At 68.6% G+C, this 15,700-nt stretch carries 16 protein-coding genes; 4 read left to right on the top strand and 12 right to left on the bottom strand.

Annotated features, from left to right (window positions below; all coding sequences use genetic code 11):
* Window positions 1–66 precede the first annotated feature (66 nt).
* A complete protein-coding gene (locus tag FHT36_RS21655) occupies window positions 67–819 on the top strand; it encodes a GntR family transcriptional regulator (protein ID WP_169124524.1) in 753 nt (250 codons plus the stop codon).
* Window positions 820–852: 33 nt separating this feature from the next.
* Here the strand turns inward: FHT36_RS21655 and FHT36_RS21650 are convergent, their stop codons facing one another.
* The 3 genes from FHT36_RS21650 to FHT36_RS21640 all read right to left on the bottom strand — a co-directional run bounded on the left by FHT36_RS21650 (window position 853) and on the right by FHT36_RS21640 (window position 3,662).
* A complete protein-coding gene (locus FHT36_RS21650; protein ID WP_169124523.1) occupies window positions 853–1,746 on the bottom strand; it encodes an ABC transporter permease in 894 nt (297 codons plus the stop codon).
* Window positions 1,739–2,509, bottom strand: a complete 771-nt coding sequence (locus FHT36_RS21645) for an ABC transporter ATP-binding protein (RefSeq protein ID WP_169124522.1) — start codon at window positions 2,507–2,509, stop codon at window positions 1,739–1,741. The genes FHT36_RS21650 and FHT36_RS21645 overlap by 8 nt, the downstream gene beginning before the upstream one ends.
* A 355-nt stretch (window positions 2,510–2,864) precedes the next feature.
* Window positions 2,865–3,662: a GntR family transcriptional regulator gene (locus FHT36_RS21640; RefSeq protein WP_348644543.1), complete on the bottom strand. Its 798-nt coding sequence runs from the start codon at window positions 3,660–3,662 to the stop codon at window positions 2,865–2,867.
* A gap of 197 nt (window positions 3,663–3,859) precedes the next feature.
* Between FHT36_RS21640 and FHT36_RS21635 the strand changes: the two genes are divergently transcribed.
* Both FHT36_RS21635 and FHT36_RS21630 read left to right on the top strand, forming a co-directional pair.
* Window positions 3,860–4,795, top strand: a complete 936-nt coding sequence (locus FHT36_RS21635) for a hydroxyacid dehydrogenase (protein WP_169124520.1) — start codon at window positions 3,860–3,862, stop codon at window positions 4,793–4,795.
* Window positions 4,792–5,796, top strand: a complete 1,005-nt coding sequence (locus FHT36_RS21630; RefSeq protein ID WP_169124519.1) for an Ldh family oxidoreductase — start codon at window positions 4,792–4,794, stop codon at window positions 5,794–5,796. The genes FHT36_RS21635 and FHT36_RS21630 overlap by 4 nt, the downstream gene beginning before the upstream one ends.
* Window positions 5,797–5,884: 88 nt before the next feature.
* Here FHT36_RS21630 and FHT36_RS21625 read toward each other — a convergent pair whose 3' ends face one another.
* The 9 genes from FHT36_RS21625 to FHT36_RS21585 all read right to left on the bottom strand — a co-directional run bounded on the left by FHT36_RS21625 (window position 5,885) and on the right by FHT36_RS21585 (window position 14,397).
* Window positions 5,885–7,165, bottom strand: a complete 1,281-nt coding sequence (locus FHT36_RS21625; RefSeq protein WP_229646781.1) for a UxaA family hydrolase — start codon at window positions 7,163–7,165, stop codon at window positions 5,885–5,887.
* A gap of 8 nt (window positions 7,166–7,173) precedes the next feature.
* A complete protein-coding gene (locus tag FHT36_RS21620; protein WP_169124518.1) occupies window positions 7,174–7,461 on the bottom strand; it encodes a UxaA family hydrolase in 288 nt (95 codons plus the stop codon).
* Window positions 7,462–7,700: 239 nt separating this feature from the next.
* Complete coding sequence (locus FHT36_RS21615) at window positions 7,701–8,696, bottom strand: alcohol dehydrogenase catalytic domain-containing protein (RefSeq protein WP_169124517.1); 996 nt, start codon at window positions 8,694–8,696, stop codon at window positions 7,701–7,703.
* Window positions 8,697–8,719: 23 nt separating this feature from the next.
* Window positions 8,720–9,481 carry an SDR family NAD(P)-dependent oxidoreductase gene (locus tag FHT36_RS21610; RefSeq protein WP_169124516.1) on the bottom strand — a complete coding sequence of 254 codons (762 nt, stop codon included), beginning with the start codon at window positions 9,479–9,481 and terminating at the stop codon, window positions 8,720–8,722.
* Window positions 9,482–9,484: 3 nt separating this feature from the next.
* Window positions 9,485–10,798, bottom strand: coding sequence for a histidinol dehydrogenase (gene hisD / locus FHT36_RS21605; RefSeq protein ID WP_169124515.1), 1,314 nt, complete (start codon window positions 10,796–10,798; stop codon window positions 9,485–9,487).
* Between the two features lie 47 nt (window positions 10,799–10,845).
* Window positions 10,846–11,949 (bottom strand): ABC transporter substrate-binding protein, encoded by a 1,104-nt coding sequence (locus tag FHT36_RS21600; RefSeq protein WP_169124514.1) that lies wholly within the window; start codon window positions 11,947–11,949, stop codon window positions 10,846–10,848.
* An 82-nt stretch (window positions 11,950–12,031) separates the two neighbouring features.
* Window positions 12,032–12,823, bottom strand: coding sequence for an ABC transporter ATP-binding protein (locus FHT36_RS21595; RefSeq protein WP_029555401.1), 792 nt, complete (start codon window positions 12,821–12,823; stop codon window positions 12,032–12,034).
* A 9-nt stretch (window positions 12,824–12,832) separates the two neighbouring features.
* Entirely contained in the window at window positions 12,833–13,615 is a 783-nt protein-coding gene (locus FHT36_RS21590) for an ABC transporter permease (RefSeq protein ID WP_169124513.1), read from the bottom strand.
* Window positions 13,612–14,397, bottom strand: a complete 786-nt coding sequence (locus FHT36_RS21585) for an ABC transporter permease (RefSeq protein ID WP_169124512.1) — start codon at window positions 14,395–14,397, stop codon at window positions 13,612–13,614. Before FHT36_RS21585 ends, FHT36_RS21590 begins: the two co-directional genes overlap by 4 nt.
* Window positions 14,398–14,638: 241 nt before the next feature.
* Between FHT36_RS21585 and FHT36_RS21580 the strand changes: the two genes are divergently transcribed.
* Window positions 14,639–15,679: a LacI family DNA-binding transcriptional regulator gene (locus FHT36_RS21580; RefSeq protein ID WP_169124511.1), complete on the top strand. Its 1,041-nt coding sequence runs from the start codon at window positions 14,639–14,641 to the stop codon at window positions 15,677–15,679.
* The last annotated feature ends 21 nt before the right edge of the window (window positions 15,680–15,700 follow it).

Raw genomic sequence — 15,700 nt, 5'->3', positions numbered from 1 at the left:
GATTGAGTGTCGGCAGGGGCAGAGTACCCTCGGAAAGACAGGTGTCAATAGTCTTAGGTCATATATATGACATCGGAATCTATCACCCCCACGAACGCCCGGGCCGCCGCCATCGAGGCGCGGCCGCTCTACCAGCAGACGCGCGACCTGCTGCTGAAGCGCATCATCGACGGTGTCTGGAAGCCCGGCGGCTACCTGCCGAGCGAGCAGCAGCTCTGTGGCGAGCTGGGCGTGTCCATCGGCACCATCCGCAAGGCGACCGAGGAGTTGGTGATCCACGGGCTTCTGGAGCGCCAGCACGGACGCGGCACGCGAGTGGTGCCCCACTCTAGCGCCAAGTCGCGCTTCCGCTTCCTGCGCTTCGTGCACGGGGATGGGCGTCCGCTCGATCCGGTGGCGCATCTCCTCACCCAGACCGTTCGCGCGGCGAGCGCCGAAGAGCGCCGGCAGCTCGATCTCGATGCCAACGGCAAGGTGCTGGCCCTCACGCGCATCCGCAGCGAGAAGGACCAGCCGCTGGTCTATGAGCGCCTGGCGCTGCCGGCGCAGACCTTCGCCGCGCTGGGGCTGGAGACCGGCGAGGATATCGTGGAGGAGGTGTACGTCTTCTATCAGGAGCGCTGCGGCGTCACCATCATGCGCACCGTGGACGAGGTGGGCATGGCGACGGCGGACGCCCTCATGGCACAGCACCTGGGCATCGTGACGGGCGCCCCGGTTCTGGAGGTGCGGCGCGTCGCCTACGCCCTCGATGGGCGACGCGTGGAGTATCGCGAGAGCTTCACCGCCCACCTCAAATACAAGACCGCCCTCGAATGAGGGCGGTCCGCGCTTCGCACCGATTGGCGCCGCTCAGGCCTGCATGCCCCAGCGCTGGATGGTGTGGCGCTCGATGGTCTGGAAGATCAGGTTTTCCACCACGAGGCCGATGAGGATCACGGTCAGAAGGCCGGCGAACACGTTGGAAATGTCCAGCATGTTCTTGTTCTCGAAGATGAACCAGCCGAGGCCGCCAGAGCCGGACGACACGCCGAAGACCAGCTCTGCCGCGATCAGCGTGCGCCACGCAAACGCCCAGCCGATCTTCAGCCCGGTGAGGATGGAGGGAAATGCCGCCGGGATGAGGATGGTGGCGATGAAGCGCGGCCCCCTCAGCCCGTAGTTCCGGCCCACCATCTTCAGCGTCCGGCTCACCGAGAGAAAGCCCGAGTGGGTGTTGAGGGCGATGGCCCATGTCACCGAGTGCACTAGCACGAAGACGAGACTGGCGGTGCCGAGCCCGAACCAGATCAGCGCCAGCGGCAGGAGCGCGATGGCCGGCAGCGGATTGAACATGGAGGTCATGGTCTCCAGGAAGTCCGTGCCGATGCGCGAGGCGATGGCGAGCGCCGTCAGCACTGCCGCCAGCGTGATGCCGATGGCGTATCCCATCAGCAGCACCCGGAGCGACCCCCACGCGCGCTCCGGCAGCACGCCGTTCATCACGTTGGCGAAGAAGGCGGATACGGTGGCGCTGAAGGTGGGAAAGAGCAAATCGTTGTTGAGGACGCGCCCGTAGATCTCCCACGCCAATGCCAGCGCGGCGAGGATGATGAGCTTGCGGAAGAAGCTCCAGTTGTAGAGCAGCTCCCAGGTGGAAAGCGGCTTTTCCACCACCGTCATGGCGTCGGCCGGCGTGTCTTCGCGAAAGATTTCCGGACGCGCCTCGGTGGCGGGGATGACCTTCAGCGTGGCGATCTCAGGCATCGATGATCTCCTTCGCCTCGTCGGCGAACAGCATGTGCTGGATGCGCTGCTCGAGGAGCGCGGCGTCCTTGGGATCGGTGGTGCTGTTGAGCTCGGCCTTCACCCGGCCCGGATGGGGTGAGAGCAGGAGGATGCGGTTGCCGATCTTGATGGCCTCGGCGATGGAATGGGTGACGAACAGCACGGTGAAGCGCGTGTCCGACCACAATTGCAGAAGCTCGTCCTGCATCTTCCGGCGCGTCAGCGCATCGAGGGCGGCGAAGGGCTCGTCCATTAAGAGGATGTCCGGCTCCATAGCCATGCCGCGGGCGATGGCCACGCGCTGCTTCATGCCGCCGGAGAGCATGTGCGGATAGGTGTCCGAGAACTTGGTAAGGTTGACCTTCTCGATGTAGTGCATGGCCCGCTCGTCCGCCTCCTTGGCCTTCAGCTTGCGGGCGGCGGTGAGGGCAAAGGCCACGTTCTGGCGCACGGTCTTCCAGGGCAGGAGCTGGTCGAACTCCTGGAACACCATCATGCGGTCCGGCCCGGGGGCGCGGATCACCTGCCCCTTGAGGCGCATCTCGCCCTCGGTGGGCGTGATGTAGCCTCCGACGGCCTTCTGCAGGGTGGACTTCCCGCAGCCGGACGGCCCCAGCAGGATGAAGCGGTCGCCCTCGAGAACGTTGAAATCCACCCTGTAGGTGGCTGTGACGAGTAGATTCGGCGTCTTGTACTGCAGCGTTACGCCACTCACCTCCAGAAGAGGTTTCTGCGAACCCATGCATCCCTCCCTTGGGACCTGTCGCCGCGGCCTTTATTGGCCGTTCTGGCGAGGCGTCGTTTCTGCTCCCGGTCTTCATGGTGCCGGACCACCCTTGGCGGGGCGGCAGGCCTTGTCGTGTCTGTTGGGATCCCGCGGTCGGGGCGCGCGAAATGGCGCATCCGCCCCGCCGTTCTTCGGCTTTTCCTGCGGGCTGCGGACTCCTGTCGCGCCGCCTCAGGTGTGATGACGATAGACAAGGCTGGTAGGCCTGTAAAGGTCATCTACTATCATATATAAGACATAAGTTTTGTCGCACCACTCCGGCGGCCATCTCGCGCGGAAAGATGGATTTTTCTCAAAGGCTTACGAGAAATCAGGTCAGGTCGGAGAGATAGTGGAAACCGGCCGTGAGGCAGAAGCTGACGCGCCATTCCACCGGAGTTCCGTCGAGCGAATAGGCGAGACGGTCGATGAGCAGCACCGGCGCGCTGGGCTCCACATGCAGCATGGCCGCGGTGTCGGCATCCGCGCCGACGGCCTTCAGCTGCTCCCGCGCCCGCGCCACGGTGATGCCGTAGCGCTGCGCGTAGAGGCCATAGAGATTGTTCGGCACCGGCGCGTCGGCGAGGCCTGGGAACATCTGGTCGGGCAGGATCAGGCTCTCGATGATGAGCGGCGCGCCGTCGAACGTACGCAGGCGGCGAATGCGCAGGACGCGCCCGTTGCGCGGCATAGCGAGGGCGGCGCATTCGGCGGCGGTGCCCTTCGCCCGCTCGATGCCGAGCACCCGGCTTTCCGGGAAGTGGCGCTCGCCGTCATCCCCCACCAGCTTGAAGAACTGGAACAGGATGCGCTCCTCGTCGTGGCGGGCGACGAAAGTGCCCCGGCCCTGCCGGCGCACCACGATGTTCTCCGCCGCCATCTCGTCCAGCGCCTTGCGCACCGTGCCCTGGCTGACCCCGAGTTCGGCGGCGAGCTGGATCTCGCTGGGCAAGGGCTCTCCCGGGGCCCACACGCCGTCCACCATGCGGCGGATCAGGGTCTCGCGAACCTGGCGGTAGAGCGGCTTGGATTCGAGTCCTTCGCCCTCGCCGCGATGGGCGGCGCCGGCCGGGCTTCTCTCCTGCGCCCTGCGGGACTCGGCCCCGGCGGCGATGTTTGGCTTGCTCACGATCCTCTCGCCCCCTGGTCCGGCGCGTCTTTCTCCGACGCTTATAGGTGTGGCTGGCCCGGCTTGCATCTCCCCCGTAGAGCTTGCAACACCCGTCAGTCTCATATCTTATATATGATAATGGAATAGAAGCGCATGCAATGCCCTCGTTCCGCGCCCAGAACGACAATATCCGAAAACGACAACCGGAAACGCCCATGCCCGACATCGTCGTCACCGAGTTCATGGACGAGGCGGCGCTCGCCGCGCTGCGCGACCTTCACGAGGTCCATTACGATCCGGCGCTGGTGGACCAGCCCGATACCCTCAACGCCCTCCTCAAGGATGCGCGCGCCCTCATCGTCCGCAACCGGACGCAGGTGCGCGGAGCGCTGCTCGCGGCGGCGCCAGGGCTGGAAGTGGTGGGGCGGCTCGGGGTCGGCCTCGACAATATCGACGTGGAGGCCTGCCGCGCCCGCGGCATCGCCGTGCGCCCGGCCACCGGCGCCAACGACCTGGCGGTGGCCGAATATGTCATCTGCGGCGTGATGATGCTGCTGCGCGGCGCCTACCACGCCTCCGCCGAGGTGGCCGGCGGCGCCTGGCCGCGCACGCGCCTCATGGGGCGGGAAACGTCCGGCCGCGTCCTCGGCCTGGTCGGCTTCGGCGCCATCGCGCGGGAGACGGCGCGGCGCGCCGTGGCCCTGGGCATGGAAGTCATCGCCCATGATCCCTTCCTTGATGCCGGCAATTCCGCCTTCGCCGCCAACGGCGCGCGCCCGGCCTCGCTTGATGCGGTGCTGCGGAACGCCGACGCGGTGAGCCTCCATGTGCCGTTGACCGCCGAGACGCGCGGGCTCATCGGCGCCGACGCTCTCGCCTGCATGCGGCCGGATGCGGTGCTCATCAATGCCGCGCGCGGCGGCGTGGTGGACGAGGCGGCTTTGGCAGAGGCGTTGAAGGCGGGCCGGCTCGCCGGCGCCATGCTGGACGTGTTCGAGACGGAGCCCCTGCCTGGCGGCGGCCCGCTCGAGGGCGTGCCCAACCTCATCCTCACCCCGCACATTGCGGGTGTCACCGTGGAATCCAACGTGCGCGTCAGCGAGGCGGTGGCCATCGCGGTGGCGCAGGTGCTTCAGGAGAAGGCGGCATGAGCGAGCAACTCTCCCTCCACGCGGCCCGCGCCCTCGCCCGCTCGGTGCTGATCGCGGCCGGCGCCGGCCGCACGGCGGCCGATGCGACCGCCGAGGCCCTGGTGGCGGCGGACGCGGACGGCATCCCCAGCCATGGGCTCTCCCGCCTGCCGGCCTATGCGGACCAGATCCGCTCCGGCAAGGTGAAGGGACAGGCGGAACCGGCGCTCGAATGGACCTCCGTCTCCACCCTGCGGGTGGATGCGCGCGAGGGCCTCGCCTTTCCCGCCATCGCCGCCGGGCTCGATGCCGCCTCAGGCCGCATCGCCGAGAGCGGCATCGTCGCGGTTTCGGTCTTCGCCTCGCACCACGCGGGCGTCATGGGTCATCATGTGGCGCAGATGGCGGAGCGGGGGTTGGCGGCCCTCGCCTTCTCCAACTCGCCGCAGGCCATCGCTCCATGGGGCGGGCAGGCCGGGGTGTTCGGCACCAATCCCATCGCGTTTGCCACCCCGCGCAAGGATGCCGCGCCCCTCGTCATCGACGCCTCCCTGAGCAAGGTGGCGCGCGGCAAGATCATGGTAGCCGCCCAGCGCGGCAATCCCATTCCCGACGACTGGGCGCTGGATGCGCAGGGCAACCCCACCACCGATCCCAAGGCCGCTTTGTCCGGCACCATGCTGCCCATCGGCGATGCCAAGGGGGCGGCGCTGGTGCTGATGGTGGAGATCCTCGCCGCGGCGCTGACCGGCGGCCAGTTCGGCTTCGAGGCGGCGTCCTTCTTCACCGCCGAAGGCCCCTCCCCCGCCATCGGCCACCTGTTCCTGGTGATGGACCCGGTGCGTCTGGGCGGGCCGGACTATCTCGTGCGGCTGGAGCTGCTGCTCGGCGCCATCCTGGGGCAGGAGGGCACGCGCCTGCCCGGCGAGCGGCGGCTGAAGGCGCGGGCCGTGAGCGAGGCCGAGGGCATCACCATCCCCGCCGACCTGCTGGAAGACCTGCAGCGCCGCTCCGCCGCCTGAGATCCAAAAACAAAAGGGCCGCCGGCATATCCTGCCGGCGGCCCTTTTTCGTGCGGGGAGAAGGCGGTCGCTCCCGGCCGCCCTGCCCTCACGCGCTGCGGTAGAGCTTTGTCATCACGAACTCGCGGTGACCGAGGGATTCCGCCGCCGTGAGGCGCCCGTTGGCGGTGCGCACGATCATGTCGATGAGCGCGTCGCCGGCCTCCGGAATGGTCATCTCCCGGCGCAGCACGCCCGACACGTCCACGTCGATATGCTCGCCCATGGTGCGGATGGTGCGCGGGTTGCCCGAGATCTTGATGACCGGGACGATGGGGTTGCCGATCACGTTGCCCTGCCCGGTGGGGAAGGTGTGGATCACGTAGCCCGCCGCCGCCATCAGCGTCACGCATTCGGCCGCCGCGGAGGAGGTGTCCATGTAATAGAGGCCGGGGCCCTTGGCCGGAGCCTCGGCGGGCTCGAGGGCGTCGATGTAGCGGCACTCGCGGCCGATCTTCTCCAGATTGCCCAGCGCCTTCTCCTCGATGGTGGTGAGGCCGCCGGCAATGTTGCCCTTGGTGGGCTGGCTGTCGGAGAGATCGTCGGTCTTGTGGGCCTCGATCACGTCGTCCTGGTAGGACTTCCACATCTTGAACCACTTCTCGGCCACTTCCGGGGTGGCCGCGCGCTCCTTGCACAGGTGCTCGGCGCCGGTGATTTCCGAGGTTTCGCCGAACACGCCGTAGATGCCGTGCGGGATCAGCTTGTCGTACATGTTGCCCACGGTGGGGCAGGAGGACAGGCCCGTGGTGGTGTCGCTCTCACCACATTTGGTGGAGATCCACAGGTCGGAGAGGGGGCAGTCCTCCTGCGGCAGCTCGTTGGCCCACTGCACGAAGCGCTTGGCCTCGTAGGAGGCCTTGGCCACGGTGGCGATGTCGCCGTTGAGCTCGATGCCGAAGCCCACCACCGGCTTGCCGGTCTTGGCAATGCCCTCGACCACCCGGTTGGTCCACTGGTCCTCGATGCCGATCACCACCACCGCGGCGACGTTCGGGTTTGAGCCGATGCCGATGAGGGTGCGGAAGTGGATTTCCAGATCCTCGCCGAACTGCAGGCGACCATAGGCGTGGGGCAACGCCATGGTGCCCTTCACATGGGCGGCCACGGCCTCGCAGGCGGCGTTGGAGAGGTCGTCGAGGGGCAGGATGACGACGTGATTGCGCACGCCCACCCGGCCGTTCTCGCGGCGCCAGCCGCGGACGGTGGCATTGGCATAGTCGGCCGAGGCGAGCGCCGTGGGGGTCGCCTTGGTGATGAGCTGGTCGGGCGCGCCGCCGCGGAAGGGGTTGGGCGCGGTCTGGGCGTGGAACATGGCGATGTTGGACATTTCTTCCCTCACCAGCGCTTGGTCTTGGCATTGTGGACGTGGACATGCTCGCCCTTGGCGATGTCGGCCTTGGCGATGCCGATGTCCTGACCGTACTTCCAGATGGTGTCCCCGGCCTTGATGTCCGCGAGGGCGACCTTGTGGCCGATGGGCACGTCCATCTTGGAGGTGAGGTGGAACGCCGAATTGTCGTGCGTCACCACGCACAGCATGTCGGTGCCGGCCTTCAGGCCTTCCACCACGACGACACCCACGGTGTCCTTCTTCTCGTGAACCAACAGTTGCGGCGCACTCACGCTTGCCTCCTCCTTGCGTCTCGGCCGGCTCGTGCCGACCAAGTCTTATATAAGATATAGTACATAAAACTGCGAACAAAACCCTGTCAAGCGGCCCGTCGGGCGCCGGCATTCTTTCTGGTTTTTCGAATGAAAGGCGCGTCTGGCCGCGCGGAGCCGGCGCCTGCGCCGGAGCAGCAGGCGGGGACGGGAACCCAAGATGAGGAAAGCGCCCCGGCCCGGCGGGGGCGCGCCGGCGGTCAGAGCCGCAGGACGATCTTCGCCGCGCCGGTCCGGCCGGCGTCGATGTCGGCGAAGGCGGTGATGGCCTCCGAAAATCCGCGCTCCTCGATCCAGCCGAGGTCGCCGAGGCGGCCCGAGGCGAGCGCGTCCACCGTCGCCCGGAAGTCGGCGGGCGTGTAGCAGTAGGTGCCGGAGACGATGATCTCCTGAAGCGTGATGCGGCGGATGTCGAGCCCCTCGGTGCCGGGCAGAAGTCCAGCATGGACAATGACACCCCCCGGCCGCACGAGCCGGCAGGCCGCGGCGCGGGTCGCGACAGCGCCCACCGCATCAACAACGAGATCGATGCTGCCGTCCTTCGGCTCCCCACCCTCCCCCGGCGCGTAGCAGCGGAACGGGCCGGCGCGCTCGACCGTGGCCCGCCGGGCCGCATTGGGCTCGGCGACGAAGATCTCCGCCGCCCCCTGCATGGCCATCACCAGCGCCGCCGCAAGCCCGATGGCCCCGCCCCCGAGCACGAGGCAGCGGGCGGCGGGAAGGGGCATGCCCAGCAGGCGCGCCCCCTGGTTCACTGCGTGGTAGCTCACCGCCACCGGCTCGGCGAGCGCGGAATGGGCGATGGGGAAGTCGTCGGGGATGGGCACCAGATTGCGCTCTGGCACCCGCACCAGCTCGGCGAACGCACCGGGGCGCGGCGGCATGGAGAGGATCTGCCGGTCGGGACACAGATGCGCGCGCCCCGCCTCGCAGGCCGGGCAGGTGCCGCAGGTGACCAGCGGATTGACGGTGACGCGCTGTCCCGCCCGTGGCCCGGAGGCGACGCGCCCCGCAGCCTCGTGCCCCAGCACAAGCGGCGCCGGACGCCGCGCGTCATGGCCGTGATAGGCGTGCATGTCGGATCCGCAGATTCCCACCGCCTCTACCCGCACCAGCACCTCGTCGCTGGTGGGCAGAGGCTCAGGCTCGCTGCGGAACTCCAGCCGGTGGGGGCCGGTATAGACCAGAGCTTTCATGATCGGGCTTTCATCTCGGGGCGCTATTTGGCGGTGAAGCCGCCATCCACCGCCAGCACCTGGCCGGTGACGTAGGCCCCAGCGTCGGAGGCGAGGAAAACGGCGGGACCCACCAGATCCTCCAGCCGCCCGTTGCGGCCGATGGCGGTCTGAGCCGCATTGTGGGCGGCGCGCGCCTCGTCCTCGAACACCGCCTGCGTGAGCGCGGTGGGGAAGAAGCCCGGCGCGATGGCGTTGGCGGTAATGCCATGGCGTGACCATTCCTCCGCCATGGCCCGCGTGAGCTGGGCGACGGCGCCCTTCGCCGCGCCATAGGGCGCGGAATTGGGAAAGGCGCGGAAGGATTGTAGCGACGCGATGTTGAGAACGCGCCCCCACCCCCGCCCCGCCATGGCCGGCGCGAGCTTCTGTACCAGCATAAACGGCGCGCGCACGTGCACGGCCATGTGCAGGTCGAAGGCCTCCCGCGTCACCGCGCCGAACGGCTGGCGCAGGTTCATTCCGGCGGCATTGACGAGGATGTCGATGCCATCGCCGGCCGCTTCGGCCAGAAGCTCCGCCCCGTCGTCAGCCGCAAGGTCGGCGACGATGGCGCGGGCGGCGATGCCGTTGCGGGCGAGATCGGCGCAGGCGGCGTCCAGCTCCGCCGCGCGGCGGGCGGCGAGGACCACGCCGGCCCCCGCCTGCCCCAGCCCCGCGGCGATGGCGAGGCCGATGCCGGAGCTTCCGCCCGTCACCAAAGCGGTGCGGCCGGAAAGGTCGAACAGGGAAGACAGATTGAACATGGCTCAGGCGTCCACCGGCACGCCCATGTCGAAATTGTGCCCGGGGAAGTATTTGGCGAGACGGTAATCCCCGGTGCGCGCGTGCGCCTCCATGCCCTCCAGCCGCGAAATGCGGGCCGTGACCTGGGCGATGGTCTTGCAGGCGTCGCGGCTCATCTGCTGCCAGGTGAGCGGCTTGAGGAACTTGTGCACCGACAGCCCAGCCGAATAGCGGGCCGCGAACTTGGTGGGCAGGATGTGGTTGGGGCCGGATGTCTTGTCGCCGAACGCCACCGTGGTCTCCTCGCCGAGGAAGAGCGAGCCGTAATTGGTCAGGGCCTCGCGCCACCAGCCGAGGTCGGCGGCATGGACCTCCAGATGCTCGGAGGCGTAGCGGTCCGAGACCTCCACCAGTTCCTCGCGGGTGTCGCAGACGATCACCTCGCCATAGTCGCGCCAGGCGGCGGCCGCCGCATCGCGCGCGGTGGGCGGCAAATCGGCGATGAGGCCGGGCACGCTGCGCATCACCTCATCCGCCAGCGCGCGGGACGAGGTGAAGAGCCATGCGGGGCTCTCGTGGCCGTGCTCGGCCTGGCCTACGAGATCCACCGCCACCATCAGGGGATCGGCGGTCTCGTCGGCGATCACCGCCACCTCGGAAGGGCCGGCGAACACGTCGATGCCCACCTTGCCGAACAGCATGCGCTTGGCCTCGGCGACGAACTTGTTGCCGGGGCCGACGATGATGTCCGCCGGCTTGCCTGTGAACAGGCCGTAGGCCATGGCGGCGATGGCCTGCACCCCGCCGAGCGTCATCACCACATCCGCGCCGGCCACCATCATGGCATAGAGCACATAAGGATGGATGCCGCCGCCCCGGTAGGGCGTGGAGCAGGCGACCACGGTGCCGACGCCCGCCGCCTTCGCCGTGGCGACCGACATGTAGGCGGACGCGATGTGGGCATAGCGCCCGGTGGGCACGTAGCAGCCGGCGACATTGCAGGGCACCAGCTTCTGCCCCGCGGTGAGGCCGGGCAGAAGCTCCACCGAGAAGTCCTTCACGCTCTCGCGCTGGGCATCGGCGAAGCGGCGCACCTGATCGGCGGCGAAGGCGATGTCGCGGCGCACCTGATCGGGCACCTCGCGGGCGCGGCGCTCCATCTCCTCGCGGTTGACGAGGATGGGGCCATCCCACTTGTCCAGCTTCAGGGCATAGTCGCGGACCGCCTCCTCGCCCCGGCGCTCGATCTCGCCCAACATGGCGGTGACGACCTCGCGGGCCGTTCCCGTCTCGGTCTCGGGGGTCTTGCTCGCGCGCTTCAGGTATTCGATGGCCATTTCAGTGCTCCATGGCGCCGGGGAGGAGACGTCCTGCCGTCCGGGCTCTAGTTGGTCGTGTCGAATTCGGTGGCGAAGGCCTTGAGCTTCGGGTCGGCCGCGACCATCCGCATGAAGCTGTCGTCCACGTAGGACTTGGCCTCGGGCGCCGCGGGAATGGTGCCGACTTCCGCCATGAAGGCGCCGATCCGGCCGAGCCAGCCGTCGAGGGCGGACGGTCCCTTGGCGCGATCCATGAGGCGGAGCTGTTCGGTGAGCGCGAAGGTGGGCCGCAGGGCGAATTCCTGGTCGATGGCGGAATCCGAGGCCTCGACGCCGCCGACGGCATAGAAGGCCTTGGTCATGGCGTGCGCCTCCTGCGGATGTGCCTTGGCCCAGCCCCAGGCGCGCAGGTAGACGGCGGCCACCTTGGCCACGAGGTCCGGATGCTCCTTGGCGAAGGCGGGACGCACCACCAGCGCGCCGGGCACGATGGCGCCGGCATCCGCGCCCGAGCAAAGCACCTTGGCGCCGGCCTTTTCCTCCAGCGTGTAGGTGTAGGGCGCCCACACCCCGACGACGTCGGAATTGTTGGCCATGGCGGCGGAGATGATCTGCGCCTGGCCGAGATTGACGAACTGCATGTCGGAGGATTTCAGCCCCCATTTGGCGAGGCAGTTGCGCGCCGCATAGTCCGCCGTGGAATTGGTGGTGAGCAGCAGCTTCTGCCCCTTCAGGGCGGACGGATCCTTCTGCAGAGCGGCGACCTTGTCGGCGCGGGTCATCAGCGCGTTGGTCTTGGATTCGTCGTTGGTGATGCCCACCGTGACGAGCCCGAAGCGCGCGGCGCCCAGCACCGCCGGAACCGAGCCGGTGCCGCCCACGTCCCACGATCCCGCCTGCGCCGCAGCCACCTGCGGCGCGCCCGCCGGGAAGGTGACGAAGGTCGCGTCGAGCCCCACCTCCTTCCACCAGCCCTTCTCGGCGGCGATGTAGAAGGGCAGAGCCCAGTAGAGCGAGGGCTGGTAGGAGATGCTGATCTTGGTCAGCCCCTCGGCCCGTGCCGGTGCGGCCGGCGCGACCAGGGTTGCCGAGAAAGCGGCGAGCGCCGCCGCGAGGAAGGCGTGCCTGCGCGCGGGGCGTTTGAACGGCGTGTCCTTGACCTTGGTCATGCGTGTCTCTCCCTGGTGCTGCCGGTGGTCCGGCCTGTTCTGGAGCGCGCGCCGGGGCGCCCTGCTCCCTTTTTCGACGCCGTCAGTGCGCGGCGCCGGTCTTTTCCTCTCGGAGCGATCGCCAGATGTGGGTGCGCAGGTGGACGAAGGATTCGAGGTCCATCACGTCCTCGATGCGGCTGTAGCGCTCCCAGCCCTCGGCCTCGCGGATCGACTTCACGTCCACGATCTCCTTCAGGCGGCCGGGGCGACGGGTCATGATCGCAACCCGGTCGGCGAGATAGACCGCCTCTTCCACGCCGTGGGTGATGAACAGCACGGTGCGCGGATTGCGCCGGGCGAGGCGCACCAGCTCTTCCTGCATCACCACGCGGGTCTGGGCGTCGAGCGCGCCGAAGGGCTCGTCCATGAGAAGCACCTGGGGATCGAGCACATAGGCGCGGGCGATGGCCACGCGCTGCTGCATCCCGCCCGAGAGCTGGTGCGGATAGGCGCCCTCATAGCCATTGAGGCCGATCAGCTCGACCGCCTCCATGACACGGATGCGCCGCTCCTCGCGCGGCATGTTCCGGTTGCGCAGGCCCAGCTCGATATTCTCGACCACCGTCTTCCAGGGGAAGAGGGCGAACTGCTGGAACACTACCGCCCGGTCCGGCCCCGGCTCGCGCACCTCGGCATTGCCCACCAGCACCCGTCCGGAGGTGGGAAACTCGAAGCCCGCGGCGAGCCTCAGGCAGGTGGTCTTGCCGCAGCCGGAGGGGCCGACGATGGCCAGGAATTCCTTGTCGGCGATGGCAAGGTCCACGTCGTCCAGCGCCTTCACCTGGCCGGCGCCGAAACTCTTGCTCACGGCATCGAAGCGGATGGAGCTCATCTTGTCCTCTCAGGCTCGCTCGAGGCGGTTGTGGATGCGCGCCTCGAGGGCACGAAGGGCGATGTCGATGAGGACGCCGACGAGGCCGATGGCCGCCATGCCGACCATCACCGTTGCGGTGGCGACGCCGCTCTGGGCCTGCACCATCATGTAGCCGACGCCGGTGGAGGCCACGATCAGCTCGGCCCCAACCAGCGACTGCCAGCCGAGGCCGGCGCCGATCCTGAGGCCCGCCACGATGGAGGGGGTGGCGGCCGGCAGCAGCACTTCCAGGATCAGGCGGTGGGTCGGCGTGCCCAGCATCTCGGCGGCCTCAATGTAGCGCGGGTCCACCTGGCGGGCGCCGCGATAGGCGTTGAGCAGGCAGGGGGGAAAGGCGCCGGAGAAGATGATGAGGACGGGCCCGCCGAAGCCGGTGCCGAACCACAAGGCGGCGAACGGCACCCACGCGATGGGCGCGATGAAGCGCAGGGCGTCGAACAGCGGCGAGACGATGTCGTCGAGCAGCCGGAAGCGCCCCATGAGCAGGCCCAGCGGCACGCCCACCGCCGCCGCCAGCAGGTAGCCGGCGGAAAAGCGCTGGAGGCTGGAGGCGAGATGCTGTGGCAGCGTGCCCCCCGCGAACGAGGTGTGGAGCAACGTCACCAGCCGCTCGGCCACCTCCAGCGGGCCGGGAAGGAAGGCCTTGCCGACGAGCCCGCTCGCCGCGACCAGCGCCCACAGGCCGAAGAAGCCGACGAGACCGGCGAGGCCCAGCGCCATGCGCCGGGCAGGGTCCAGCGCGCCGGTCATGCCGTGTCTCCCTTGATGCGGACCCAGGTGAGGGTGCGGCGCTCGACCAGCCCCAGCAGAGCGGTGGTGAACGCGCCGAAGATGGCGACGCAGATCATGCCCACGAGGATCATGCCGGGATAAAGGTCCTGCTGGGCGAGGTTGAGCAGGTGCCCGAGCCCAGCGAGGGCGCCCACGAGTTCAGCCGCCACCAGCGTGGTCCAGCTCGCCTGCAGGGACAGGCGCAGGCCGGTGAAGATCATCGGCGCCGCGCCGGGCACCACCACCTCGCGGATGAAGCGGCCGTGCGGCGTGCCGAGCATGCGCGCCGCCTCGATGAGGGGGCGCTCGATGGTGCGCACGCCGGCCTGAGTGTTGATGACCGAAGGGACGAAGGCGGCGAAGAAGATGACCATGATCTTGGCCGTGTCCCCGAGCCCGAACCACAGGATGGCGAGCGGGATCCAGGCCAAAGGCGGAATGGGGCGCAGCAGCATGAACACCGGGTTGAGCACCGCCTCGGCCGTCGCGCTGGTGCCCATCAGCAGGCCGAGGGGCACCCCCACCGCCACCGACACCACGAAGCCCAGCGCCACCAGCTTCAGCGATTGCAACACATGCACCACAAGCGTCGCGTCGCCGTAGCCCCGCACCATGGCCTGGAGGCCGGCGGTCCACGTATCGGCCGGCGTCGGGAAACGTCCCGGTGAGATCAGCCCGTTGGCGCCGGTGGCCATGAACCACGCGAGCACCAGCAAGCCGAGCGTCGTCACGCCGATGGCGGACCTGCGCCCGAGCGGCATTCGTCTCCTCCCGTCATTGCGTGCTCCATCTGCGGGAGCATCGGCACGCTGCGTCTCCGCCTCGTGGGCGGCCAATGCAAGCGCTTACATAAAAGCTATCATCGAGCCTCAGAGTGTCAAGCGGCGATCGGCCCGAGATCTCTATTTTCACCGCTGCACTGCGGTAATTACCTTGCGGACACAAGGCTGCAAGCGCATTCATCCCTGTTCATTCCGGCCGGCTGCTGGCATGATGACGAGCATGAATCGCAAGGCGCGGGCGACGCTTCAGGATGTGGCTCAGCTGGCCGGGGTCTCCACGGCCACGGTCTCGCGCGCCCTCTCGCGCCCGGACCTGGTGCAGGAGGAAACCCTGGCGCGCGTGAGCGACGCCATCGCGCGGCTGAACTACGTGCCGGGCGGCGCGGCCCGGGCCCTCGCCTCGGGCAAGACGCTGACCATCGGCGCCGTGGTGCCCACCCTCGATCACGCCATCTTTGCCCGCGCCATCCAGGCCATGCAGACCGAGCTTGCGGGCAACGGCTATCAGCTCCTCGTCGCCGCCCACGATTATGCCCCGGCGCAGGAGGCAGCAGCGGTGCGGGCGATGCTGGCGCGCGGCGTCGACGCACTCATGGTGGTGGGCGCTGACCATCTGGAGGAAACCTGGGCGCTGCTCACCACCGCATCCGTTCCGGTGGTGCTGTCCTGGTCGTTCGACGCGCGCCTGCCGGCCATCGGCTTTGACAATGAGAAGGCGGGGTGGCTCATCGCCGATCACCTGCTCGATCTCGGCCACCGCCGGTTCGGGATGATCTCCGGCTTCACCCACGCCAACGACCGCGCCCGCTCCCGCGTCGCCGGGGTCCGCGCCGCCCTCGCCGCGCGCGGGCTCGAGCTGCCCTCGTCCTGCGTGGTGGAGGCCCCCTTCACCCTCGCCGGCGGCCGCGCTGGGCTCGCCGAGCTGATGGCGCGGGCGACGCCGCCGACGGCCGTGGTCTGCGGCAACGATCTTCTGGCCGCCGGCGCGTTGTTCGAGGCCCAGGCGAGCGGCATCGCCGTGCCCGGTGCGCTGTCGGTCGTGGGCATCGACAATCTGGAAATCGCCGCCCACCTTGCCCCGCCTTTGACCACGGTGCATCTGCCCACCACCGAGCTGGGACGCACGGTGGCGCGCCATCTCCTTGCCCGCCTTCGCGGCGAAGCGCAGCCGCACCGCGTGGAGCTGCCCATCGAGCTGGTGATCCGCCGTTCGGCCACGGCGCCGGCCGCAAGTCCGGCTCTCGCCCGGGAACCGTCATAGAGGCGGCCGGCGTTCCGCGCG

It is taken from the genome of Xanthobacter sp. SG618 (assembly GCF_012932745.1).
Taxonomy (GTDB): Bacteria; Pseudomonadota; Alphaproteobacteria; order Rhizobiales; family Xanthobacteraceae; genus Xanthobacter; species Xanthobacter flavus.
The sequence above is the reverse complement of the archived record's forward strand: the minus strand, read 5'-3'. Positions and strand labels throughout refer to the sequence as shown.